Genomic DNA, 21,558 nt, shown 5'->3' with positions numbered 1-21,558 from the left:
ATAAAAATACCTTCAAAAAACCTCTTTTCGAATATTTTTTCCACAAAATCGCGACTTCATTTTTTCCTTGAATCACAACTTGATTCTATCTGGATTTTTATTTCTTCATACTAAAATCATCAGTATATTTCTATAAAATCAGAATATATTTCATGTATTGTGGCAAATGAAAAAACGTTCCAAAAATCGAATGCATGGCTGCGATGCGCCATTACGCGTTGCAATATCACTTTTTGGCCGTATTATGCCGGTCGTTGACATATTCATGCGCTTTTTCGCCGCTCTTCTTGTGGCAATGCCGCAGCGTGTTCTGCGGATATTCTTCTTGCCGTCATTTTTCGGCTTTTCCACGCGCCATGTCAGTTCGCCCTTGGCAATCCGGGCTTTGCAGTGCTCCCGCTTTGCCAACTGAAAACACTGCATCAGACTTGGGGGTCTTACACATGAAGAAACTCCTCGCCTCGACCATTCTCGTAACGGGCTTTACCATCGCTGCCGGTGCAGCAAATTCCGCCAATGCCGCCGAAGAGTGCGGCAGCATTTCCATCGCCGAAATGAACTGGGCATCCGCCGGTGTCGCGGCTTACGTCGATAAGTTCATCATGGAAAACGGCTATGACTGCACGGTCAATGTCGTCAGCGGCGATACCATGCCAACCTTCGCCTCCATGAACGAAAAAGGCCAGCCGGACATGGCGCCCGAATTGTGGGTGAACGCCGTGCGCGAGCCGCTCGATGCCGCCGTCAAGGAAGGCCGCATGATCGAGGCGTCTAAAATCCTCACCGATGGCGGTGTCGAAGGCTGGTGGATCCCGAAATTCATCGCTGACGCGCACCCTGATATCAAGACCGTCGAGGATGCACTGAAACATCCCGAACTTTTCCCCGCGCCGGAAGACGCCAGCAAGGGCGCCGTGCATAATTGCCCGTCCGGCTGGAACTGCCAGGTGACCACCGCCAATCTCTACAAGGCGCGCGAGGGCGACAAAAAGGGCTTTACCCTGGTCGATACCGGCTCGGCCGCCGGCCTCGATGGCTCCATCGCCAATGCGTTTGAAAAGAAGCAGGGCTGGCTCGGCTATTACTGGTCGCCCACCGCCATTCTCGGCAAATACGAGATGGTGAAGCTGGATGATGGCGTCGAACTCGACCGCGCCCATTTCGACGACTGCACGGCCAAGGTCGATTGCGCAGCGCCGAAGGTCAACGCCTATCCGGTTGCCGATGTCTATACCGTCATCACCAAGGACTTCGAAAGCAAGGCCGGCGTGACGCTGGACTACATCAAGGCCCGCAACTGGGACAACAAGACGGTCGCCGAGATCCTCGCCTGGATGGATGAGAACCAGGGCACCAACGAGGATGGCGCGGAGTATTTCCTCGAGAACCACGAGGACATCTGGACGAAGTGGGTTCCGGCCGAGGTGGCGGAGAAGATCAAGGCTTCGATGTGATTGGTTGATGGGGGAGTCGGCGCAAGCCGCTTACCCCCCTCTGCCCTGCCGGGCATCTCCCCCACAAGGAGGGAGATCGGCGGGGCGCGCTTTCGTCGCTTCATCCTCAACCATAGAGATGGGCGAGACCTTGCCGCATATCGATCTCCCCCCTTGAGGGGGAGATGTCCGGCAGGACAGAGGGGGGTGCCCGCGCACTCCAACCTCCAACCACCCATCCCAATAACCCAAAGGGAAAACAACAATAATGGCCCTCTGCACTTACCTGCCGGACATGCTCTGCAAGTTCCCGGCCATCGACAATTCCACGATGCGTGTGGCACGCAAGACCATCGATGATGGTTTTCGCGACATCGTGCGCAATTACGGCGATGCGATCGACGTGATCGTGCATCCGCTGCAGCTCTTCCTCAATTCCTCGGAGCGGCTGTTCATCCAGACGCCGTGGATCATCACGCTCCTCATCATTCTCGCCATCGTGCATCTGGCCGGTCGCAGCTTCAGGATTACCGGCGGCACGGCGCTCGCCCTGCTGATGATCGGCGCCGTCGGTCTTTGGCGCGATGCCATGACGACGCTTTCCATCGTCGCCATCGCCACCCTGATCGCCATCGTCATCGGCCTGCCGCTCGGCATCCTGATGGGTCGTTCGGAACGCCTGCAACGCCTCATCAATCCCGTGCTCGACGTGATGCAGACACTGCCGAGTTTCGTTTATCTCATCCCCGTGGTGGTGATTTTCGGCATCGGCAAGGTTCCGGGCCTGATCGCAGTGGTGATCTATGCCATTCCGCCCGTGATCCGGCTGACCAGCCTCGGTATTCGCCTCGTTGATCGCGAAGTGCTGGAAGCGGCGGACGCTTTCGGTTCATCCAACGGCCAGAAGCTGTTCAATGTGCAGCTGCCGCTGGCGCTGCCCACCATCATGACCGGTATCAACCAGACCATCATGATGGCGCTCGCCATGGTCGTCGTCGCCTCCATGGTCGGTGTCGGCGGGCTCGGCAAGAACGTGCTGCAGGCCATCAACAACCAGTTCTTCACGGTGGGCTTCCTGAACGGTTTCGCTCTGGTCGCCATCGCCATCATGTTCGACCGGGCGAGCCAGGCTTTCGGCAAGCGCCTGCAGAAATACCGCGAGGTCTCCCATGGCTAAAAGCATCGAAATCCGCAACCTTTACAAGATCTTCGGCAAGCATCCCGAGAAGTACCTCGAAGCGGTGCGGTCGGGCATGGACAAGGTGGAGCTGAACGACAAACACAACCACGTGCTTGGCCTCAACAACATCAACATCACCATGCCGGGCGGCAAGATCACCGTCGTCATGGGCCTTTCCGGCTCCGGCAAGTCGACGCTCATCCGCCACATCAACCGGCTGATCGATCCGACCGCCGGCGAGGTCCTCTATGACGGCGAGGACATCTGCGGCATGAGCGCCTCGGCGCTCAGACAATTCCGACGCCACAAGACGGCGATGGTGTTCCAGAAATTCGGCCTTCTGCCGCACCGCACCGTGCTGGAAAACAGCGTCTACGGCCTCGATATCCAGGGTGTGCCGCGTGGGCAAAGCGAAGAAAAGGGCCGTTACTGGCTGGAGCGTGTCGGCCTTGCCGGTTACGAGGATTATTATCCGAACCAGCTTTCCGGCGGCATGCAGCAGCGTGTCGGCCTTGCCCGGGCGCTGGCCAATGACGCCGATATCCTCCTGATGGACGAGGCCTATTCGGCGCTCGATCCGCTGATCCGCGTCGACATGCAGACCATGCTGCTCGATCTGCAGCAGGAGCTGAAGAAGACCGTGGTGTTCATCACCCACGATCTGGACGAGGCGCTCAGGCTCGGCGACCACATCGCCATTCTGAAAGACGGCGAAGTGGTGCAGCAGGGCGACGGGCAGAGCATCATCCTCTCCCCGGCCGATGGTTACGTCACCGAGTTCGTGCGTGACGTCAATCGCGGCCGCGTGCTGCAGGCGACCACGGTGATGGAGCCGCTGGAAAGCCGCCCCGAGGGCATGCCGGTGCCGGAAAACGCGACGCTGGAAACAATCGCCCGCGACATGTCGGAAGCCAACGAGACGCAGGCGCATGTGGTTGATGAGGACGGCAAGCCGGTCGGCAGCATCGGCCTCGATACGCTGGTGGCTGCGATGGTGACGCCCGCGCCGCAGGAGGCGGTGGGGACGGTTGAAGTGGAGGAGAAGCCGGAGACGGTGCGGCAAGCGATGGCGCCTGCGGAGAAGGAGACGGCGTGAACCGGTTCGTCCCGTTTCTCAGGCTCTAAAACTCTCCGTCGTCATCCTCGCCCTTGAGGCGAGGATCCATGGCCCAAGGTTGGTTGAGTGAAAAAATGGATCCTCGCCTCAAGGGCGAGGATGACGCGGAATGTGAGGTGACCTACCGGCATCAATGCCGTCCTGCTCTCGCCTTCTGCGCAAACGACTGCCATCTCTTTGCGCATCCGCCCTTCATGCAAAAACGAAGCACTACTTCGTCGGCTGTCAAGCCTCCACCGTCGCTGCAATGCAGCAAGCGCAAGTTTCGGGCAAGTCGCCGCCGTTAACCATTCGTTAACTTTTGAACGCGGAATCACCGACATGCAGATCGAAAGCAATATTGGCGGATCCAATTATCAGGGTCGCATCCGGGACATTGAAAAAGCCGGCAGCGTACAGGCGGCGCCTGAGGAACAGGCCGTGAAACGCGGCCCCGGCAATCCCACCGTTTCCAGCACCATTCTTTCCCAGTCGCTGGCCAATGTTCTGTGGGCCGTCGGCAATGGCAGCGCGCCCGCCTACCAGGACATGCCGGCCGCCTCCGCCGAGGACAAGGCGGAAGCGCAGGCCGAATGGGTACGCAGCGCCTATTCGGAATATACCGAATAGGCTTTTAGAACAAAGCCTCTACCTCTACCGCTACCTCCATCATCCTCGGGTCAAGCCCGAGGATGACGCGGAGAGATTCAAGCGCCTTGATCAACAAACTGAAATAGCCGATTCCCATCAACCCTTTGCCGGGCTGACCTCCACCGTCACATGCGACAGTTCATGTATGGCGGCAAGTTTCTGCTTATAAAAAGCCGGTGCTTTCGGCGCCTGCGACTGGATCGCCACGATGGCGGCGTGATGCCCCGGCCCCACCTGCCAGACATGCAGGTCGGTGATGCGATCCTCTTCCGTTTCCACGCTTTGACGGATTTCCTGCGGCAGATCTTCCGTATGCGCTATAGCATCGAGCAGGGTTGTCGCCGTGGAGCGGACGAGCCCCCATGACCAGCGGGCGATGACCAGACCGCCGACAATGCCCATGGCAGGATCGAGGAAGGACCAGCCGTTCCATTTGCCGAGCAGCAGCGCGACGATGGCCAGAACCGAGGTCAGCGCATCGGCAAGCACATGCAGATAGGCCGCGCGCAGATTATTGTCCCTGCCGCCCTTTGCGCCGTGCTCCGCATGCGAACCATGGCCGTGGTCGGCGTGGCTGCCGTGGCCGTGATGGGCGTGCGAGCCATGCGAGTGACCATGGCCATGGCCGTGATCATGATGATGGTCATCCTTCAGGAGCACGGCGCTGACGAGATTGACGGCCAGACCGATGACGGCGACGAGAATCGCCTGGTTGAAATCGATCTCAACCGGATTGACGAGACGCATGGCGCTTTCGACAGCGATGAGCAACGCCACCACCGCCAGCACGATGGCGCTGGCAAAGCCCGCGAGATCGCCGAACTTGCCGGTGCCGAAGGTGAAGCGCGGATTGCGCGCCTCGCGCCGGGCATAAAGATAGGCCAGCGCCGAAATCAGCATCGCGCCCGCATGGGTGGACATGTGCCAGCCATCGGCGGTGAGCGCCATGGAGCCGAACCAGTGCCCGGCAACGATCTCCGCCACCATCATCACGGTGGTCAGTGCAATCACCATCCAGACGCGCTTTTCATTGCGCTCATGGTTCTGGCCGAGAAAAACATGGTCATGGCCGCTCGCCGTGAAATGTTCGGATGTCGTCGTCATGTCGCTGATCCTGTTCGATCTCTGGAGTATTTCATTCACGCAGGTCCCCTCCCAAAACCGTCAATGCCTTGGGAAACGGGCTAGCGGAGGTAGGTCTTCAGCACCTGGGCCAGCTCTTCCGCCGCCCTGGCCCGCTCGTCTTCATTTTCAGCATGCACCACATGCTCGTTCAGATGCTCCCGCATCACCTCCCCCGTCAGGCCGGAAAGCGCGCCGCGCACCGAGGCGAGCAATTGCAGCACCTCGCCGCAGGGCCTGGCATCCTCCAGTGCCCGTTCCACCGCTTCCATCTGGCCCTTGAGGCGGCGGATGCGGGCAAGCAGCTTTTCCTTGTCGTGGATCGTATGGGACATGAGCACCTCATATACTATAGGGGGGTATACTATATTCCAGCGATTTTCCATTCAAGCCCCCGATGACGCAATCCTCGCGAATGTTTCGGCCCTTAAAAGTAGCCCATCAAAACTTAGGGGACTCAGTCATGACGACTATCGCAGCCACCACCAGCATCGCTTACGCCTCTCCGGTCCGGACCCTTGAGCCGACAAGGAACAGGGAAACCCCTTCCACCACCGAGGCCCTGCTGGAGCTGACCCGTGCGGCCCATCGCGCCATTTCGAGCGCCGAGAGCGTCGCCACGACCGTATCGCCGGTCGCCGGTGTTTCCGCCGGTCTTGCCGCCGCGCTGTGGAACCTCGACAGCGGCGCCTCCGCCACGAGCACGCCCGCCCCTGAAATGACCGCCGCCACCCAGCCGGAAGCCGCCTCCAGCCTTGAGACCGAAGTTTTAAAGGCCCTGGCCCAGGCGCTCGGCGTGGATGACGCCGCCTGAGACCCATTGAACAGCGAGTGGAAAAACCATATCTCTAGAGACTGGAGATATGGAGAAAGCCATGCTGTCCATCGGTGAACTGTCGAAACGTACCGGCGTCAAGGTGCCGACCATCCGCTATTACGAGCAGATGGGCCTCATCCGCGAGGCGGACCGCTCGGACGGCAACCAGCGTCGTTACGAAAAATCCGACCTCGAAAGGCTGGCCTTCATCCGCCATGCGCGCGATCTCGGGCTGAACATCGAGGCCATCCGCGAGCTGATCGCACTCAGCCAGCACCGGCAGATGCCATGCGAGGGCGCGGACCGCATTGCCGCCGAACACCTTGCCCATGTGCGCGAAAAGATCGCCAGCCTGAAGAAGCTGGAGCACGAGCTGGAGCGTATCGTCTCCCACTGCCATGGACATTCGATCGAGGATTGTTATGTCATCCGCGCGCTTTCCGATCACGGCATGTGCGAGGGCGAGCATTAAGAGCGATCCGCGAACCGGACTGACATTCACCTGTCATCCGCGCCCTGTATGCGCCTCCCACCTGTTGCAAAAAGAAATGCCGGATGGCCGCGATATTTCCCGAAATCACCCCCTTCGACACCGTTTTCCTTGATGTTTCCGAGGGCCACAGGCTGCATGTGACCCTTGCCGGCAATCCGGCTGGGCGGCCTGCGGTGCTGTTGCATGGCGGCCCCGGCTCGGGCCTGTCGGCGACGGCGCGGTGTTACTTCAACCCGGCCCTTTACCGCATCATCCAGTTCGACCAGCGCGGCTGCGGCAAAAGCACGCCGAACGCCGCCGGGAGCCTGGCGCACAACACCACGCATCACCTGGTCGATGACATGGAGGCGATCAGGTCCGCGCTCGAGGTCAATGACTGGCTGGTTTATGGCAGCTCCTGGGGCGCCACGCTGGCTCTCGCTTACGCCCAACGCCATCCGAAACGCGTGCGCGCCATGGTGCTGGCCGGCGTCACCACCACGCGGCAGAAGGAAATCGACTGGCTATACAAGGGGCTGGCAATGTTCCTGCCGCAGCAATGGCAGCGCTTCATCGCCGCGATTCCCGATCATTTGCCAAAGGAAGACCCGGTTGGCGCCTATTACCGGCTTCTGAACGACTCCGACCCCGCCATCCGCGCCATGGCGGCGCTTGAATGGCATTTGTGGGAGGCGGGTTCGATCAGCGCGCAGGACACCTCAGCCTTTCCGGAGAAATGGCGCGACGACGATTATATTCTCGCCCGCGCCCGCCTCTGCGCCCATTATTTCCACCACGCGGCCTGGCTGGAAGACGGCGTGCTGCTGCGCGATGCCGGCGTGCTCACGGGTATTCCCGGCATATTCATCCAGGGCATGCGCGATTTGCAGGGGCCGCCCGTCACCGCTTACGAACTTGCCGCGGCATGGCCGGGAAGCGAGCTGATTGCCGTCGATGGCGCTGGCCACTCCACGGGCGATGTGGGAATGGAAGATGCGATCCTGTCGGCAATCGCGCGATTTGCGAATTGACCCGCTTGACAGATTACGGATTCGGGCGCATTGCATTTCCCATGATCAACGAACGCGCACCCATCTCCTGCTCGTACTTTTGGGCCTACCTCTAAGGGCGGCTCGACAGATCATATTGTCAACAAGCCGCCGTCAGGCGGCTTTGTTGTTTCTCAAGCGTCCTGACGGCACCGATAAGACCAAAGGACCGAAAAAAATGACCGAAGACAGCTCCCTTACACTGGAACGACCGCCCGTCGTCATCATTCGCGGCGCCCGCAAGACGGATTTGCCCGAGCTCAACGAGATGATCACGCTGCTTGCCTCCTACCACGGCGATGCGGCGGCAATCACGCCGGCGAAACTGGAACGCGACCTGTTCGGCCCGCTGCCCTGGGTGCACGGCCTCGTGGCCGAAGCCGATGGCGCACTGATCGGCTACGCCCTGCTTCTGCCGCTCTACAGGGCGCAGGAAGGCCAGCGCGGGCTTGAGCTGCATCATCTCTTCGTGCGCGACGGACACCGTGGCCATGGCACCGGACAGCATCTGGTTTCCCGCGCCCGCGATATCGCCAAGCGGCTCGGCTGCGACTATCTTTCCGTCAGCGCCACAACAGGTAATGTCGCGGCACATCGTTTCTACGAAAACATGGATTTCGCGCCCCGGCCGGTCACCGGCATGCGCTACATGCAGTCCATCGCCTGATTAAAAACCACGGAGACGGCCATGACACGGATCGCCATTGCGCTGGCGCAGGATTTTGCGGACTGGGAACCGGCCCTGCTTGCGGCGGCGGCGCGCAGCTATCTCGGCGTCGAGATCGTCTACGCCACTCCCGATGGTGCGCCGGTGATCTCGATGGGCGGGCTGAAGGTGACGCCTGACACGTCCTATGGCGCGCTCGATCCCGAGAATGTCGACGCTCTCATCATTCCCGGCGGTCTCAGCTGGGAAAAGGGAACCGCTGTCGATCTTGGCGGGCTGGTGCACCGGTTTCGCGACAGGGACCGGCTGGTGGCCGGCATCTGCGCGGCGGCAAGCGCGCTCGGCGGCACGGGCGTCCTGAACGGCGTCGCCCATACCGGCAATTCGCTGGCATCGCACAAGGCCTATCCTGCCTATGGCGGCGAGGCGCTTTATCGCGACCAGCCGAAAGCGGTCAGCGATGGCGGCATCGTCACCGCCGCCGGCAGCGCGCCGGTCAGTTTCGCTGTGGAAATCCTGAAACACCTCGGCCTCTTTGGTCCGGAAGCCGAGGCGGAACTCCAGGTTTTTGCGGCGGAGCATCGGTGAGGCATAGCCGTCTCGGTTGTTTGCGCTCCCTCTACTCCCCGTCATTCCGGCCTTGAGCCGGAATCCAGCCGACGCGCGTCTGCGCGGCGAAAAGAGTCCTTTCAGCCCAAGGACTTGGGCTGGCTGGATCCCGGCTCAGGGCCGGGATGACGGACGTGAAAACGGCAATGATTATCGCCGATCAAGTACGCGGCAAACACGCGCCGCATGATCGCCGTTCTCCCCGGCAATCGCCCGGCGAATATCGCGGCTGTTCAGATGCAGGCTGCGGCCGGCGGGTAAATTTGCACGTTTGATCTTGCTGAGCGCCGCAGCGATAAAAGCGGCTTCGTGTTCATGAAAACAGGCGAGAGCCACCTCGCGATCCGGGGTCGCCCCAAGGACCGCCTTGAAGGCAAGACGGTGCACGGCGCAGAAAGCGCCGTGACCAGGTACGGCAAAACGCAGCGCATCGAGTTCCTCACTCCACTCCGCTGCGTCCTGCATAGTCTCAAGCCGACTGGAAGCGCTTCAGGAAAAACGCGCTCAATGTCCCGAGCAGCGCCCAGAAAACGAAGCTCGTGATGGTCGCGGCGACGATGAACTGACGCTCCAGCGGCAGCGGCGCCAGCGCATGTTCGCCTTCCGGCGGCAAGGGTGCGCCGACCACATGCGGTGCAACGATCAACACCAATGCCAATACGATGGCCCAGGGTTCGCGGCGGAACGCGATCAGCGCAATGCCGCCCGCGGTTGCGGCAACCGTCGCAAGCCACCAGATCTGCCGCGCCTCAAGTGCGGCTGCCGGACTGCCCGGCAATTCCGGCGGCAGGCCGATCATCGGGGCCAGCATGACGGCGGCAAAGCCGGCAACGCCCCAGAGAAGGCCTTCGCGCCAGCCGCCACTGGTGCCACGCAGCGAAATGAGGCCGGTCAGCACCAATGCATAACCGATGGCGGTCAGGACATTGGCGGCGACGGTATAGGCGGTACGCTCGAAGCCATCGGCCGGAGCCCAGGCCTCGTCATTGTGCTCATGGGCGGGAACGGCGGCACCGGGGGCCGGCGCATCATGGCTGTGGGGCGCTTCGCCGGCGCTTTCATAGGTTTCCGCCTGCAGGATGAGCGGCGTGGTACTGACAGCCTGCATGGCAGACACGGCCAAACCGCCGAGAATGCCGACGAGAACGGCGGTAAAGACGATATTGCGAAAAGATGACATGCCGTTACCCCTCAATGGCAGGGGAAGGCATTGGCATGCCGCGTGTCGTGCGCGGCATTGTGAACGGCTTCCACGGGCGAAAAGCCGACAAAACCGACAACGAACAGGCCAAGCACGATCGCCGTCAGCGATTGCGCAAAGCTGGCTGTTTTTGTGGAAACGGCCGAATTTGCCGTATTCTGATTGATGGACATGGTGACCCCTCTCCGGCGCGACCCCGCGCCTTTGGACGCGGCCAAACGGCACAAGCCGCAAGACCGCATGCGATACACTTCACCACGGGGATACGAGACTGACACAGGAAGGCATTGATCCCGCCACCTGACATTCCGCTCTTCCGGACACCCCGCCGGCATGGACATTTCCGTGATGGCAGGTCTCCTGGCTTACGGGTCAAAACCTGAAACACCTTCCCGGCATCGCCCTCGCCCGATTGGAAACCTCGGTTTCCGGGAAATGGCTTGCCAGTGGCACTTCGTTTCAGGCTCTCCGCTCACAGTTGCGGGGGCAGCCACGAATGAGGATTTCTCCCTATCGTGTTCCCTTTTCACCTTCCGGAACGACCGGAAGGAACCATCACAGGATTGTTATCCGCCGGGTGGAGGCGGGAGTCAATGGGCGCGCACGCCCCCGCCGCACCCTACCGCGCCGGAATGGCCTTCAGATAGGCGGCAATCGCATCGCGGTCTTCGGCCGTCAGATGCGCCATGTTCTGCTGCACCTTGACCATGGAGCCGCCGACGCTGTCGAATTCCGGGGTGAAGCCGGTTTCCAGATAGCTGGCAATATCGGCCGCCGCCCAGCTGCCTATGCTTTGCGAGGCGGGGGTAATGTCCGGAATACGGCCCTCACCTTCCGGATTGGGACCGCCGGCCAGCCATTTATCCGTCTGGAATCCGCCGAGCGCATTGCGCGGCGTGTGGCATTCGCCGCAATGGCCCGGCCCTTCCACCAGATATTGGCCGCGCAGCAATTCGGCATTGGCATTGGCAAGTTCGACGCGCGGCGGTGCGGAGGGGTCGAAATACAGGAATTTCCAGCCGCCCAGCACCATGCGCAGATTGAAGGGGAAAGGCAGCTGGTGATCCGGCGCATCGTTCTGGCTGGCCGGCAGGGCTTTCAGATAACCGAAGAGATCGTTGATGTCCTTCTGCGTCATACGGGCATAAGAGGCATAGGGAAAGGACGGGTAGAGATGCTCGCCGTTCTTGCCCACGCCGCGCGTCATGGCGTCGCCGAATTCCGCCAGCGTCCAGCCGCCGATGCCATGCTGCGGATCGGAGGAAATATTGGGGACATGGAAGGTGCCGAAGGGGCTTTTCAGCGCCTGCCCGCCCGCAAGCGTCAACAGCGCCTCGCCCGTGGCATCGGGCGCGGCGTGGCAGCTTGCGCAGCCGCCCGCCCAGAACAGCGTTTCGCCATTGGCCAGATCCGGTTCGCCAAGGCTGACCCAGTGGCTCGGCGCCTGGCGTTCCGGCGCGGTAACCCAGGCGAATATGCCATAGCCCGCAATCGCTGCGACGATGGCCCCGCCGACGAGTTTCGTCCAGATGGAGGACATACCCCTCTCCCCATTCTCACCTGACCCCGTCAGATGCCTTTCGAGCGTGAGAAAACGCCGCCGGGAAGCGGCGTTTCCAAAGTGCTGCGATTATTTTTTCAGACGATAGGTCTGGTGGCAGGTGCCACAATCGGCGCCGAGCGTCTTCATGGCGGTGGCGACGCCAGCCTGATCGGTGGGGAGATTGGCGAGAACCGTGTCCGCATCCGTACCGAGCTTGGCGGACTTGGCCTTGAAGTCCGCGAAATTTTCCCAGATGGCGGGAGCGGCCGCGCTGCCGGTCTCGGTGCCGGCTGGGAACTGGTCGGGGAAAGCCTTTGCATTGGTGCTGATGGTCGTCACGGCGGCCTTGACGACTTCGGCGTCAAAGGGCTTTTCGCCCTTGGTGATGGCGGCGAGCGAACCCATGGCGCCACCGATCTGCTTCATCATGCCTTCGCGTTTTTCGACTTCGCCGGCAGCATAGACCGCTCCGGCGCAAAGACAGCCGAACAGCATGGCCGCCGCAATGGTTTTCAGTTTCATGCACACTCTCCTTGATTCCGGCCCTGATGCCGGACGCTAGATGGAACGGCGCGAGGATGCCCTTTCCGGATGGCGAAAAGAAGTCACATTGCGGTGAATTCCATCGTGAAAACAGGAGGCTAGAACATCGTACCGCAAAGTGCTCTGCGGTTTTCGGATCGTCTGGCGGCAAAATCTGCGGCGGCAGGGCCTGTCCGCCGCCGCTTCAGGACAGGGCTTCCCACAGTGTCAGCAGCGCTGCGGCAATCAGCATGAAACCGGCGGCGCGGCCGATGAAGATCGTGGCGGCGGGCGAAGAAATGAGCCATGCCCGGCTTTTATCCGCCGTCAGCGCCAGCGCGCCATAGACCGTGAACTGCGTGACCGCCACCATCGCGCCCATCACCAGCCCCTGCATCCAGATCGGCCCATAGGCCGGTTTGAGGAATTGCGGATAGATCGCCATCATGAACAGATAGGCCTTCGGATTGGAAAGGCAGGTCAGCACCGCCCGCCAGAAGGCTTTTCTGACCGAAGCGCTTGCCTGCGCCTCATCGCCGTTCACGACAATCGCGCTGCGCATCAGGCCGATGCCGATCCAGATCATATAGGCGGCCCCAAAAACCAGAAGCGGCAGGAACAGCGACGGCATCCAGGCGGCAAGCATGCCGACGCCCAGGGCGCCGTAAAGCGAATGCACGATGCCACCGGCGCTCATGCCGCTTGCAGCGGAAAGGCCCGTTTTCTTTCCCCCCGTCAGTGCGCTTGCCAGCACGAACAGCATGTCCATGCCCGGCAGGATGATGATGCCGAACAGGACCAGAAAGAAAAGCCAGAGATTTTCGGCGTAACTCATGTCAGTATCTCCCAAAACATTTCACGACACATTCGGGAAATCTCATGTTTCTCAACGTGTTTTGCCATTTATAGAAAATGCCAACTGACAGCGTTGTGTCAGTTGCGTGGAGAAATCCACCGGGAAAACGGCAATGCGCAAGGCGTCGAGACTGTTCGAGATCATCCAGATCCTGCGGGTGGCGCGCAGGCCTGTCACCGCGCAGACGATTGCCGAAGCGCTGGAGGTGACGGTGCGCTCGGTCTATCGCGACATAGCAGCGCTTCAGACCATGCGCGTGCCCATCGAAGGGGAACGCGGCGTCGGTTATATCCTGCGTCCCGGCTTCAACCTGCCGCCGCTGATGTTTTCCATCGAAGAGACGGAGGCGATCGTGCTGGCGCTCGCCATGGTCGCGCGCACCGGCGATACGGAATTGCGGCAGGCGGCAAGGCAGGTCAGCGACAAGATCGCCGCCTCCCTGCCTGAACCCCTGTCGAAAACCCTCTCCGCCAATGCCCTGCACGCCTGGGGCAGCATCGCGCCCTCCCCCGCCGGCGTCGATCTTGCGACGGTCCGGCGGGCGGTGCGCGACGAGGAGAAGCTGGAGATCACCTACCGCGATGAAGCCGGCGCGGAAACGCAGCGGCGGGTTCGACCGATTGCGGTGATCTATTATTCGGAGACGGTGAATATCGTCGCCTGGTGCGAATTGCGACAGGCGATTCGCAATTTCCGCTCGGACCGGGTGCTGAGCTGCGAAACGACCGGCAGCTTCTTCAAGCTGGAAGGCGAGAAGCTGCGGCAATTGTGGATGAGCGGCTGGCAGAGCAACCAGCCGACCATCTCCTCCTCACAGCCGTAAAAGGCGATCCTCTTCGCGCCCGAAACCGCGAATGACGATTCTGTCAGTAAAGACATCGGCGATGGCGAAGGTGTTCTGGTCGGGCGTATCGACCATGCCCTTGAAATTCACGAAGTGGGTATTGCCCAATAGGCCGTAATTGCCCTCGTGATTATGGCCGTTGAACCACGCGACGACCGAGGGGTGAGAGCCGAGGAGCTCAAGGATGCGCGGCGCGTCCCACATGTTGTGGGCGTTCTCCGGGTAGACAGGATAGTGGCAGAGGGCGATCACTTTTTCACCTGCCGCATCCGCCTTTTGCAGAACGGCCCGCAGCCATTCGAACTGCTCGTCACTGAGCGAGGCGTTCCACTCCTGCGCATTGATTGCACCGGCATCCGTCAGGCGCTTCAGCCGGTCTGCGGCAAGCGCCCGACGCGGATCGCCGGGCGGTGGGGCAAAAAGGCTGACCTCGTTGCCGTCAAGCACGACGAAACGGACGCCGCCGATGGAAAAATCATGCCAGGGGGCGGACATGCCGAGGCGGGCGTGGATATCAGGCAAATGCTCGGCGGCGACGGCGAAATCGTGGTTGCCCGGCAGGAGCACCGAGCGGTGGCGAAGCCCGTCATAAACGGCAAGGATCGCATCGAAGTTTTCAAAGCCGCGGTCGATGATATCGCCGAGCGTCACGACGAAGGCCAGCTCCTCGCGGTTGAAGGTATCGATCGCGTCTGCGAGCTTTTTCGGGCTCTCGGCGTAATAACGGCCCATTTCCGGACGGGGAGCGGCATCGGCATATTGGGGATCGGCGACGATGCCGAAGGAGAAGAGAGGCGTGGTTTTTTCAGTCATGATGCGCCGCGATAAACCCGGCCGATGACAGGCTTGTGACAGAAACGGCATCCCGAAAACAGAACACCCGGCGTAAACGCCGGGTGTTCGAAAATTCCATTCCGCAAGCCTTACTTGGCGGCGGCTTCGTAACGCTCCAGGACGTAGTCCCAGTTGATGAGGTTGTCGACGAAGGCTTCGAGGTACTTCGGACGCAGGTTGCGGTAGTCGATGTAATAGGAGTGTTCCCAGACGTCGACGCCAAGGATGGGATCGGCGCCGTGAACCAGCGGGTTTTCGCCGTTCGGGGTCTTGGAGATTTCAAGCTTGCCGTTCTTGACGGAGAGCCATGCCCAGCCGGAGCCGAACTGCGTGGTGCCGGCAGCGATGAAATCGGCCTTGAACTTGTCGTAACCGCCGAGATCGGACGCAATCGCCTGCTCGAGCTTGCCCGGCAGCTTGTTGCCGCCGCCGCCCTTCTTCATCCACTTCCAGAAATGAACGTGGTTGTAGTGCTGGGCCGCATTGTTGAAGAGACCGGCATTGGTGCCAAAGGACTTCTTCACGACTTCTTCGAGCGACAGGTCGGAAAGACCGGCTTCGGCAGCCAGCTTGTTGCCGTTGTCGACATATGCCTTGTGGTGCTTGTCGTGATGGAACTCGAGCGTCTCGCGCGACATGTAGGGTGCAAGCGCGTCGTAGTCGTAGGGGAGTTCGGGAAGTTCGAAGGCCATGGTTTTTACTCCTTTTTGCAGCGGGTTACCGCTCCTAGAAACCGTGTGAGCGGACCATAGGAGCGAACCTCAATTTGGGCAACCTGCGAAATATCAAAATGTTCCGACAAAAGAGAAAATTCCTCTCCGTGAAGCCGCCACCACATTTGTTTCACACCTTTGGCGTACCGTTTTCCACCCTATCGGTTCGCTTTTGCCAAGATTGCAGGAAGGAAATTCCATGACCCGTCCGATCCCCCGCACCATCCTCCTCCTTGCGGCCTTCTCGTCGCTTACCCTCCCCGCCGCGGCATCGTCGGATGACGCCTGGAAGGAGTTCGTGGCGGATGTGCAGACGGCCTGCCTTGCCGGCGCCAAGGACATGATCGAGGACGCGAAGGCGGTGGTCGATCCGGTCGGCAGCGAGAATTACGGCCTCGCCATCCTCACCGGCAAGGCCAAACTCACCGGGAAGAGTGGGGGCGCGGATGCGACCGTCAGCCATATCTGCGTCTACGACAAGAAAACCAAGGCCGTGGAGCTGGGCAGCGAGCTTGCCGGCGATACGCTGAAGGTGGAAATCCCCGGCTCCACCAAGCCCTGATCGTTCAAAAGCGCGGTGTGGTGTCACCCTCGCCAAGCGCACGCTGCATCAGCACCGTATCCAGCCACTGGCCATGTTTCCAGCCGATGGATTTGAAGGTGCCGACATGTTCGAAACCGGCGGCGCGGTGGACGCCGATCGAGGCGGCGTTGGACGAATCGCCGATGACGGCGATCATCTGCCGGAAGCCGCGTGCGGTCGCCGCCTCGATCAACGCATCGAGAAGCTTGCGGCCGATGCCCATGCCCTTCATGGCCGGATCGATATAAACGGAATTTTCCACCGCCGCACCATAGGCCGGGCGCGGGCGATAGGCGCCGGCATAGGCATATCCGGCTATCTCTCCATCGCATTCGGCGACGAGATAGGGGTAATTGCCCTCCACCAGAAGGCGACGGCGCTCCAGCATCGTCTCCGCGCTTGGCGGATCGATCTCGAAGCTCGCGCGGCCGTGCAGAACGGCGTCCCGGTAGATTTCGGCAATGGCTGGAATATCCGCCTCTTCGCAGGGGCGGATCGTAAGGCTGGAAACGGTGGAAAGGGTCATTCTCTTGTCCTGCGGATCATTCACGCCGTCATTGTGCATTGCGGCGCAGCCAAAATAAAGATTATCTATCTTATACAAACGATAAGGTTTTCTTTGATGATGGACCTCGATCTGCGGCAGCTGCGCAGCTTCATGGATGTGGCAGATCTCGGCAGTTTTTCCGCCGCCGCCGACAAGGCGGGGCTGACGCAGCCGGCCATCAGCCTGCATATAAGGCTGCTTGAAAAACAGCTGGGCGTGCGGCTGATCGAAAGGGTCGGCAGGCGCGCGCAGCCGACGGCGGCGGGGCGCGACTTTCTCATCCATGCAAGACGGATTGCCGAAGAAGTCGCGCATGCCATCGATACCGTGGCGCCGCATCGCAGCGGGGTGACGGGACGCCTGCGCATCGGCACGGGCGCCACCGCCTGCATCTATCTGCTGCCGCCGGTGCTGGGGAAAATCCGGCAGGCCATGCCCGGCATCGAGATCGTCGTGCAGACCGGCAATACCCACGATATCCTCCGGCTGCTGGAGGCCAATACCATCGATGCGGCGGTGGTGGCCCTGCCCGCCAGCGGCCGCAGCCTCGATATCAGTGACATCCATCTCGACGAGCTGGTTGCGGTTTTCCCGCAAGGCTCCATCTCTGACACAACGGCGCTCAACGCCGAGACGCTTTCGGCGCGGCCGCTGCTGCTTTACGAGGGCGGCAATACACGCCGGCTGGTGGATCAATGGTTTTCGGCGAGCGGCCGCACCGTGCAGCCCGCCATGGAGCTGGGCAGCGTCGAGGCGATCAAGAAGCTCGCAGGTGCGGGCCTTGGCCTTGCCATCGTGCCGCGCATGGCGATGGAGCATGAAGGTGCGGCATCCGGGCTCGAATGGCGCTCGCTCGAACCGCCGCTCGAACGGCGGATCGCGCTGGCGATGCGGCGCGACAAACATATGACCGCGCCGCTGCGGGCGCTTGCCGCGGCGTTGCCGGATGTGCGGAAACGGTGAGGCCCGCGCCAGTTTCAGGTGCGGGCTAGTCATCGCCTCTGATGGCGAATAGCGCGCCCGCCTCAGCGTCATCCTTGGGCTTTTCCCAATGCTGTCCGGTTTAAATTCCGGACGACCCGCAGCAGCCCCCTTTGAAGTCAGTCGTGGGGGGCAACATTCTCTCGACGTCATCCTCGGGCTTGTCCCGAGGATCTAAACACGTCGAATAAAATCAATACGTTGCAGATCCTCGGGACAAGCCCGAGGATGACGTCGGCGTGGTTGGCCCGACTTGCCTTCCTATCTGACGACGCCATTTTTCTTTGGTGTCCGGTTCGGGGCGGCAGGCTCGAGCACGACGTTGAGTGTGTCGGATGCTTCGTCACCAGCATTGCCCGCGCCATCCGATGACGCGAGCAACGCTTGCCAAACTCAAAACTCCGTCCAGTCGTCACCCCTCACGGCCAGCGCCGCATTGCCGCGTGCGGCGACGGGGCGGGCCTTCGGGGTTGAAGCCGAGGCTGCGGCGGGCGCGTGGACCGGGGTTGCGGCGCGCTGCATCTGCCGTGCCGTCTCCCGTAATGCGGAGGCCTGCTGGCCGAGCTGGAACTGCGCAAGCAAGGCCTGGAGATTGGCGCATTCCTGGGCAAGCCCCGCACCGGCCGCATTCATTTCCTCAACCATGGCGGCATTCTGCTGCGTGGCCTGATCCATGTGGTTGACGGCGGTGTTGACCTCGGAGAGACCGGCCGACTGTTCCTGCGCCGCGGTGGCGATGGCGTCCATATGGGAGTTGACGGAAAGCACCAGCTGCTCGATTTCGGAAAGCCCCACACCGGTATCGGCCACCAGCTTCACGCCTTCGCCCACGGCAACGGCCGACGCGGTGATGAGCTGCTTGATTTCCTTGGCGGCGTTGGCGGAGCGCTGCGCCAGTTCGCGCACTTCCTGTGCGACAACGGCAAAGCCCTTGCCGGCATCCCCCGCCCTTGCCGCCTCGACGCCGGCATTCAGCGCCAGAAGGTTGGTCTGGAAGGCGATTTCGTCGATGACACCGATGATCTGGCCGATCTGGCGCGAGGAATGTTCGATGCGCTCCATGGCGGCGACGGCATCGCGCACCACCTTGCCGGAAAGATCGGCCTTTGTCCTTGCCTCACGCACCGTGTCGCGCGCGTCGCTCGCCCGTTTGGAGGTGGCGGAGACATTGGCGGTGATCTCTTCCAGCGCCGCAGCGGTTTCCTCCAGGGAAGCGGCCTGCTGTTCGGTGCGGCGGGAAAGATCGTCGGATGCAGAAGACACTTCGTGAGCGCCGCCGTTCACGGTCTGGACGGACTGGCCGACGCTCGCAAGCGCTTCGCGCAGCTGGTTCACGGAGCGGTTGAAATCGTGCCGCAGCGTCTCGAATTGCGGCGAAAACGGCGTGGCGATCTCGCAGACCATGTCGCCGGAGGCAAGCCGGCGAAGACCGCCAGCCAGCGAACCCGTGGCCTGATTGAGACGCTCTTCGGCTTCAGCCTCGGCGCGCTGCTGCAGCTCGATACGGTCACGCTCGGCCTGCTCGCGGTTGCCGACGGCTTCGTCCTCAAGCTGCCGGTTGCGGATGGCCGCTTCGCGGAAGATTTCCACGGCGCGGGCCATCTCGCCGATCTCGTCGCCGCGTTTTGCGCCGGCGACGTCGGTGGTGAGGTTGCCGGCGGACAGTTCCATCATCGCCCGGGTCAGATTGCTGATCGGGCGGGTGACGCGGCCGACGATGACGGCAAGGCAGAGAATGCAGACGCCGAGCGTGAGGATGAACGCCGCGAGATAGATCATCGCGCCGATGAAGGCGTCCTGTCTTGCCTTTTCGGCATTGGCGTTGAGGACGTCCATCGCCTCGGAGGCGATTTTCGCGACCGTATCGAGGCTTTCGGTGACCGTATTGCGCCAGGTGTCGATGGTGAAGGCGGGCGTGCGGCCGTTGTTCAGATCGTCGATCAGCTTTGCGCGCCGCGTGACGAAATCACCCTTGAAATAGGTCCTGTCGGCAACGGCATAGATATCCTTCAGCGCCTGCGGCGTCGATTGATGCGCGACGAGTTCGCCGGTGGCTTTCCAGGCAAAGGCCGCGCCAGCATCGAAATTGCCAAGCTGCTGGGTTTCCTGCGGGGTCAGCGGCCGCTGCTGGGCCACGACCGCATTGATGATAACGGTGGCGCTGCCGCCGAGCGCCCGCGCCGACCAGCCGTAGGACCGCAGCTGGATGAGGCCGGTGAGGCTCTGGTCGAGCGAACGAACCTCGCCTTCCACCGCCGTCGACCCCGCTTCGAGCGCCGTCAGGAAATCCTGGCCGAGCGCCAGCACGGTCTTGTCCAGCCCGTTTTCACGACGGTCGAGCGGCAGGGTGACGTTGGTGTCAACCTTTTTGCGCAGCTCCAGGAATTGCGTGTAGATATCCTTCACGCGAGCGAGCGGGGCCTTGAGGCCGGCCTGATCGAGGGCGGCCATGGCGGCATCCACCTTCTGGCGCGACGCCTTGACGCTGGCGATGGTATTGGCCGTCTTCGCCGGATCGACCGTCAGCGCCGAGGCGCTGTTGCCGCGCTCGCTGCGGAAGTTCAGCAGGGCATTAAAAAGAAGCTTGTCCAGCGAAACGAGCTGCGCGACATCGGAAAAAGTGCGGGCTCGATTGACGGATTGCCACATGGCGTTGCCGACAAAACCCGCAAGCGTGATGCCGATGAGCAGAAAAAATCCCACAAGTATATTGCGTATGCTGAAAGACATTTTTGCGGCCCCCATTAGCCCAAATCGATAATGCCGCAAGCTAGCCTGTGGTCCTCTAAAATTAGATTAAATTTCCCCCTAAATTTTCATGGGAATGAAGGCCGTGCAAAACAAAAGGCCGCGGCGGGGATGAGCCTGCCGCGGCCTTAAAATAGGGGTTTTGCCTGACCTTAAACGTCTGTGCCGAGACGCGCCCAATCCATGTAGAGATCGAGCGCCTTGCGGGCGACGGGGCCCGCCTGCAATTCGCGGTCATCGAGTTTCACGACGGGCGAAATCTTGGAATAATTGCCGGAGCAGAAGATTTCATCGGCTTCGCGGAAATCCTCGACCGAAAGCGTCGCTTCGCGCACGTCGAAACCGGCCTGGCGCAGAAGGCCGATCACGCGCGAACGGGTGATGCCGGCAAGGAAGGTGCGGTTCGGAACCGGGGTAAGGACGACGCCGTCCTTGACCATGAAGATGTTGGCCGAGGCGGATTCGGCGACATTGCCGTTCATGTCGCGCATCAGCGCATTGTCGAAACCGCGCGAGCGGGCTTCCAGAATGGCGCGGCCGCTATTGGGATAAAGGCTGCCGGCCTTGGCGTCGGTCATCGCGGTTTCCGGCGAGGGACGGCGCAGCGGCGAAACGGTGAGCGTCAGCGGCTTGCCGGCATCCATCGGCGCTTCGAACAGGCAGAGCGCAAAACGGGTGGAGCTGGCATCGGGCGCCACGACGCTGCCCGGCATGCCGTGTTCGGCCCAGTACATCGGCTTGATGTAGATCGCCATCTTGCCGTCGAATTTCTTGACGCCTTCCAGCGCAAGGGACTCGATCTCCTCGGCCGTCATGGTCGGTTTCATGCCCATATTGGCGGCGGAGCGGTTGACGCGCTGGCAGTGCAGATCGAGATCGGGCGCCACGCCATCGAACCAGCGCGCGCCGTCGAACACCGTCGAAGCCAGCCACATGGCATGTGAGGTCGGGCCGATAAGCGGCGGGTTGCCGGGCAGCCATTGACCGTCAACATAGGTCCAGGTGGTTGATCGGGGTGCGGTATCGACGCTCATAACGGTCTCCTGTCTCAAGCGTTTCCGTCTGGCGAAAACGCTCCTTCTTCTTGTTC

The 21,558-nt window shown here is 61.3% G+C and carries 26 protein-coding genes and 1 riboswitch; of the genes, 13 read left to right on the top strand and 13 right to left on the bottom strand.

Annotated features, from left to right (window positions below):
* The first annotated feature begins 166 nt into the window (after positions 1-166).
* The 5 genes from N5D22_RS25510 to N5D22_RS25490 all read left to right on the top strand — a co-directional run bounded on the left by N5D22_RS25510 (position 167) and on the right by N5D22_RS25490 (position 4,339).
* A complete protein-coding gene (locus N5D22_RS25510) occupies positions 167-412 on the top strand; it encodes a hypothetical protein (RefSeq protein WP_279658615.1) in 246 nt (81 codons plus the stop codon).
* A gap of 31 nt (positions 413-443) precedes the next feature.
* Positions 444-1,454, top strand: a complete 1,011-nt coding sequence (locus N5D22_RS25505) for an ABC transporter substrate-binding protein (protein ID WP_279658614.1) — start codon at positions 444-446, stop codon at positions 1,452-1,454.
* A 247-nt stretch (positions 1,455-1,701) separates the two neighbouring features.
* Entirely contained in the window at positions 1,702-2,610 is a 909-nt protein-coding gene (locus tag N5D22_RS25500; protein ID WP_059753922.1) for a proline/glycine betaine ABC transporter permease, read from the top strand.
* A complete protein-coding gene (locus N5D22_RS25495) occupies positions 2,603-3,709 on the top strand; it encodes a glycine betaine/L-proline ABC transporter ATP-binding protein (protein WP_279658613.1) in 1,107 nt (368 codons plus the stop codon). The genes N5D22_RS25500 and N5D22_RS25495 overlap by 8 nt, the downstream gene beginning before the upstream one ends.
* Positions 3,710-4,051: 342 nt before the next feature.
* The gene (locus N5D22_RS25490) at positions 4,052-4,339 is read left to right on the top strand and encodes a hypothetical protein (protein WP_279658612.1); all 288 of its coding nucleotides are present in this window, start codon (positions 4,052-4,054) and stop codon (positions 4,337-4,339) included.
* A gap of 117 nt (positions 4,340-4,456) precedes the next feature.
* Here N5D22_RS25490 and dmeF read toward each other — a convergent pair whose 3' ends face one another.
* Together dmeF and dmeR are read right to left on the bottom strand one after the other, a co-directional pair.
* The gene (gene dmeF, locus N5D22_RS25485) at positions 4,457-5,464 is read right to left on the bottom strand and encodes a CDF family Co(II)/Ni(II) efflux transporter DmeF (RefSeq protein WP_279658611.1); all 1,008 of its coding nucleotides are present in this window, start codon (positions 5,462-5,464) and stop codon (positions 4,457-4,459) included.
* A gap of 80 nt (positions 5,465-5,544) precedes the next feature.
* Positions 5,545-5,817, bottom strand: coding sequence for a Ni(II)/Co(II)-sensing transcriptional repressor DmeR (gene dmeR, locus N5D22_RS25480; protein WP_279658610.1), 273 nt, complete (start codon positions 5,815-5,817; stop codon positions 5,545-5,547).
* 128 nt (positions 5,818-5,945) lie between these two features.
* Here dmeR and N5D22_RS25475 point away from each other — a divergent pair, with 128 nt between their 5' ends.
* The 5 genes from N5D22_RS25475 (at position 5,946) to N5D22_RS25455 (ending at position 9,075) form a co-directional block, all read left to right on the top strand.
* Positions 5,946-6,296, top strand: a complete 351-nt coding sequence (locus N5D22_RS25475) for a hypothetical protein (RefSeq protein WP_279658609.1) — start codon at positions 5,946-5,948, stop codon at positions 6,294-6,296.
* A gap of 61 nt (positions 6,297-6,357) precedes the next feature.
* Complete coding sequence (locus N5D22_RS25470) at positions 6,358-6,771, top strand: helix-turn-helix domain-containing protein (RefSeq protein ID WP_279658608.1); 414 nt, start codon at positions 6,358-6,360, stop codon at positions 6,769-6,771.
* Between the two features lie 83 nt (positions 6,772-6,854).
* Positions 6,855-7,802, top strand: coding sequence for a prolyl aminopeptidase (gene pip / locus N5D22_RS25465; RefSeq protein ID WP_279658607.1), 948 nt, complete (start codon positions 6,855-6,857; stop codon positions 7,800-7,802).
* Positions 7,803-7,998: 196 nt separating this feature from the next.
* On the top strand, positions 7,999-8,487 hold the full coding sequence (locus N5D22_RS25460) for a GNAT family N-acetyltransferase (protein WP_279658606.1): 489 nt from the start codon (positions 7,999-8,001) through the stop codon (positions 8,485-8,487).
* A gap of 21 nt (positions 8,488-8,508) precedes the next feature.
* Positions 8,509-9,075, top strand: a complete 567-nt coding sequence (locus tag N5D22_RS25455; RefSeq protein ID WP_279658605.1) for a glutamine amidotransferase — start codon at positions 8,509-8,511, stop codon at positions 9,073-9,075.
* 171 nt (positions 9,076-9,246) lie between these two features.
* Here N5D22_RS25455 and N5D22_RS25450 read toward each other — a convergent pair whose 3' ends face one another.
* The 6 genes from N5D22_RS25450 to N5D22_RS25425 form a co-directional block, all read right to left on the bottom strand.
* Complete coding sequence (locus N5D22_RS25450) at positions 9,247-9,561, bottom strand: hypothetical protein (protein ID WP_279658604.1); 315 nt, start codon at positions 9,559-9,561, stop codon at positions 9,247-9,249.
* 4 nt (positions 9,562-9,565) lie between these two features.
* Complete coding sequence (locus tag N5D22_RS25445; protein WP_279658603.1) at positions 9,566-10,276, bottom strand: CbtA family protein; 711 nt, start codon at positions 10,274-10,276, stop codon at positions 9,566-9,568.
* 11 nt (positions 10,277-10,287) lie between these two features.
* Positions 10,288-10,470: a CbtB domain-containing protein gene (locus tag N5D22_RS25440; RefSeq protein WP_279658602.1), complete on the bottom strand. Its 183-nt coding sequence runs from the start codon at positions 10,468-10,470 to the stop codon at positions 10,288-10,290.
* 159 nt (positions 10,471-10,629) lie between these two features.
* Positions 10,630-10,869: riboswitch (cobalamin riboswitch) on the bottom strand.
* Between the two features lie 47 nt (positions 10,870-10,916).
* Positions 10,917-11,837, bottom strand: a complete 921-nt coding sequence (locus N5D22_RS25435) for a cytochrome c (protein ID WP_279658601.1) — start codon at positions 11,835-11,837, stop codon at positions 10,917-10,919.
* 90 nt (positions 11,838-11,927) lie between these two features.
* Entirely contained in the window at positions 11,928-12,362 is a 435-nt protein-coding gene (locus N5D22_RS25430; protein ID WP_279658600.1) for a cytochrome c, read from the bottom strand.
* A 205-nt stretch (positions 12,363-12,567) separates the two neighbouring features.
* Positions 12,568-13,197: a LysE family translocator gene (locus N5D22_RS25425; protein ID WP_279658599.1), complete on the bottom strand. Its 630-nt coding sequence runs from the start codon at positions 13,195-13,197 to the stop codon at positions 12,568-12,570.
* Positions 13,198-13,330: 133 nt separating this feature from the next.
* Here N5D22_RS25425 and N5D22_RS25420 point away from each other — a divergent pair, with 133 nt between their 5' ends.
* Positions 13,331-14,041 (top strand): YafY family protein, encoded by a 711-nt coding sequence (locus N5D22_RS25420; RefSeq protein WP_279658598.1) that lies wholly within the window; start codon positions 13,331-13,333, stop codon positions 14,039-14,041.
* On the opposite strand, the gene N5D22_RS25415 is transcribed toward N5D22_RS25420, so the two are convergent.
* Positions 14,030-14,875, bottom strand: a complete 846-nt coding sequence (locus N5D22_RS25415) for a metallophosphoesterase (protein WP_279658597.1) — start codon at positions 14,873-14,875, stop codon at positions 14,030-14,032. The two genes, N5D22_RS25420 and N5D22_RS25415, sit on opposite strands and share 12 nt — an antisense overlap.
* A gap of 110 nt (positions 14,876-14,985) precedes the next feature.
* Positions 14,986-15,588: a superoxide dismutase gene (locus N5D22_RS25410; protein WP_046798591.1), complete on the bottom strand. Its 603-nt coding sequence runs from the start codon at positions 15,586-15,588 to the stop codon at positions 14,986-14,988.
* A gap of 220 nt (positions 15,589-15,808) precedes the next feature.
* Between N5D22_RS25410 and N5D22_RS25405 the strand changes: the two genes are divergently transcribed.
* Positions 15,809-16,171, top strand: a complete 363-nt coding sequence (locus N5D22_RS25405; protein WP_174022228.1) for a hypothetical protein — start codon at positions 15,809-15,811, stop codon at positions 16,169-16,171.
* A gap of 4 nt (positions 16,172-16,175) precedes the next feature.
* Here the strand turns inward: N5D22_RS25405 and N5D22_RS25400 are convergent, their stop codons facing one another.
* Positions 16,176-16,718 (bottom strand): GNAT family N-acetyltransferase, encoded by a 543-nt coding sequence (locus tag N5D22_RS25400; RefSeq protein ID WP_279658596.1) that lies wholly within the window; start codon positions 16,716-16,718, stop codon positions 16,176-16,178.
* A gap of 96 nt (positions 16,719-16,814) precedes the next feature.
* Here N5D22_RS25400 and N5D22_RS25395 point away from each other — a divergent pair, with 96 nt between their 5' ends.
* Positions 16,815-17,702, top strand: coding sequence for a LysR family transcriptional regulator (locus N5D22_RS25395; protein ID WP_279658595.1), 888 nt, complete (start codon positions 16,815-16,817; stop codon positions 17,700-17,702).
* A 411-nt stretch (positions 17,703-18,113) separates the two neighbouring features.
* On the opposite strand, the gene N5D22_RS25390 is transcribed toward N5D22_RS25395, so the two are convergent.
* Both N5D22_RS25390 and N5D22_RS25385 read right to left on the bottom strand, forming a co-directional pair.
* The gene (locus tag N5D22_RS25390; protein WP_279658594.1) at positions 18,114-20,450 is read right to left on the bottom strand and encodes a methyl-accepting chemotaxis protein; all 2,337 of its coding nucleotides are present in this window, start codon (positions 20,448-20,450) and stop codon (positions 18,114-18,116) included.
* Between the two features lie 170 nt (positions 20,451-20,620).
* Entirely contained in the window at positions 20,621-21,502 is an 882-nt protein-coding gene (locus tag N5D22_RS25385) for a branched-chain amino acid aminotransferase (protein WP_279658593.1), read from the bottom strand.
* Positions 21,503-21,558: the final 56 nt, after the last annotated feature.

The organism is Agrobacterium sp. GD03872, from assembly GCF_029840625.1.
Taxonomy (GTDB): Bacteria; Pseudomonadota; Alphaproteobacteria; order Rhizobiales; family Rhizobiaceae; genus Agrobacterium; species Agrobacterium fabrum_A.
Note: the sequence above shows the minus strand (reverse complement) of the source record. Positions and strands in the feature narration are given on the sequence as shown.

Bases quoted from the DNA above. Each gene is read 5' to 3' on its own strand.
- dmeR (WP_279658610.1), bottom strand. From the start codon at position 5,817: ATGTCCCATACGATCCACGACAAGGAAAAGCTGCTTGCCCGCATCCGC.
- N5D22_RS25450 (WP_279658604.1), bottom strand. From the start codon at position 9,561: ATGCAGGACGCAGCGGAGTGGAGTGAGGAACTCGATGCGCTGCGTTTT.
- N5D22_RS25435 (WP_279658601.1), bottom strand. From the start codon at position 11,837: ATGTCCTCCATCTGGACGAAACTCGTCGGCGGGGCCATCGTCGCAGCG.
- N5D22_RS25490 (WP_279658612.1), top strand. From the start codon at position 4,052: ATGCAGATCGAAAGCAATATTGGCGGATCCAATTATCAGGGTCGCATC.
- N5D22_RS25405 (WP_174022228.1), top strand. From the start codon at position 15,809: ATGACCCGTCCGATCCCCCGCACCATCCTCCTCCTTGCGGCCTTCTCG.
- N5D22_RS25395 (WP_279658595.1), top strand. From the start codon at position 16,815: ATGATGGACCTCGATCTGCGGCAGCTGCGCAGCTTCATGGATGTGGCA.
- N5D22_RS25495 (WP_279658613.1), top strand. From the start codon at position 2,603: ATGGCTAAAAGCATCGAAATCCGCAACCTTTACAAGATCTTCGGCAAG.
- N5D22_RS25410 (WP_046798591.1), bottom strand. From the start codon at position 15,588: ATGGCCTTCGAACTTCCCGAACTCCCCTACGACTACGACGCGCTTGCA.
- N5D22_RS25385 (WP_279658593.1), bottom strand. From the start codon at position 21,502: ATGAGCGTCGATACCGCACCCCGATCAACCACCTGGACCTATGTTGAC.
- dmeF (WP_279658611.1), bottom strand. From the start codon at position 5,464: ATGACGACGACATCCGAACATTTCACGGCGAGCGGCCATGACCATGTT.
- N5D22_RS25430 (WP_279658600.1), bottom strand. From the start codon at position 12,362: ATGAAACTGAAAACCATTGCGGCGGCCATGCTGTTCGGCTGTCTTTGC.
- N5D22_RS25445 (WP_279658603.1), bottom strand. From the start codon at position 10,276: ATGTCATCTTTTCGCAATATCGTCTTTACCGCCGTTCTCGTCGGCATT.
- N5D22_RS25390 (WP_279658594.1), bottom strand. From the start codon at position 20,450: ATGTCTTTCAGCATACGCAATATACTTGTGGGATTTTTTCTGCTCATC.
- N5D22_RS25440 (WP_279658602.1), bottom strand. From the start codon at position 10,470: ATGTCCATCAATCAGAATACGGCAAATTCGGCCGTTTCCACAAAAACA.
- N5D22_RS25400 (WP_279658596.1), bottom strand. From the start codon at position 16,718: ATGACCCTTTCCACCGTTTCCAGCCTTACGATCCGCCCCTGCGAAGAG.
- N5D22_RS25505 (WP_279658614.1), top strand. From the start codon at position 444: ATGAAGAAACTCCTCGCCTCGACCATTCTCGTAACGGGCTTTACCATC.
- N5D22_RS25460 (WP_279658606.1), top strand. From the start codon at position 7,999: ATGACCGAAGACAGCTCCCTTACACTGGAACGACCGCCCGTCGTCATC.
- N5D22_RS25475 (WP_279658609.1), top strand. From the start codon at position 5,946: ATGACGACTATCGCAGCCACCACCAGCATCGCTTACGCCTCTCCGGTC.
- pip (WP_279658607.1), top strand. From the start codon at position 6,855: ATGGCCGCGATATTTCCCGAAATCACCCCCTTCGACACCGTTTTCCTT.
- N5D22_RS25415 (WP_279658597.1), bottom strand. From the start codon at position 14,875: ATGACTGAAAAAACCACGCCTCTCTTCTCCTTCGGCATCGTCGCCGAT.
- N5D22_RS25510 (WP_279658615.1), top strand. From the start codon at position 167: ATGAAAAAACGTTCCAAAAATCGAATGCATGGCTGCGATGCGCCATTA.
- N5D22_RS25420 (WP_279658598.1), top strand. From the start codon at position 13,331: ATGCGCAAGGCGTCGAGACTGTTCGAGATCATCCAGATCCTGCGGGTG.
- N5D22_RS25470 (WP_279658608.1), top strand. From the start codon at position 6,358: ATGCTGTCCATCGGTGAACTGTCGAAACGTACCGGCGTCAAGGTGCCG.
- N5D22_RS25455 (WP_279658605.1), top strand. From the start codon at position 8,509: ATGACACGGATCGCCATTGCGCTGGCGCAGGATTTTGCGGACTGGGAA.
- N5D22_RS25425 (WP_279658599.1), bottom strand. From the start codon at position 13,197: ATGAGTTACGCCGAAAATCTCTGGCTTTTCTTTCTGGTCCTGTTCGGC.
- N5D22_RS25500 (WP_059753922.1), top strand. From the start codon at position 1,702: ATGGCCCTCTGCACTTACCTGCCGGACATGCTCTGCAAGTTCCCGGCC.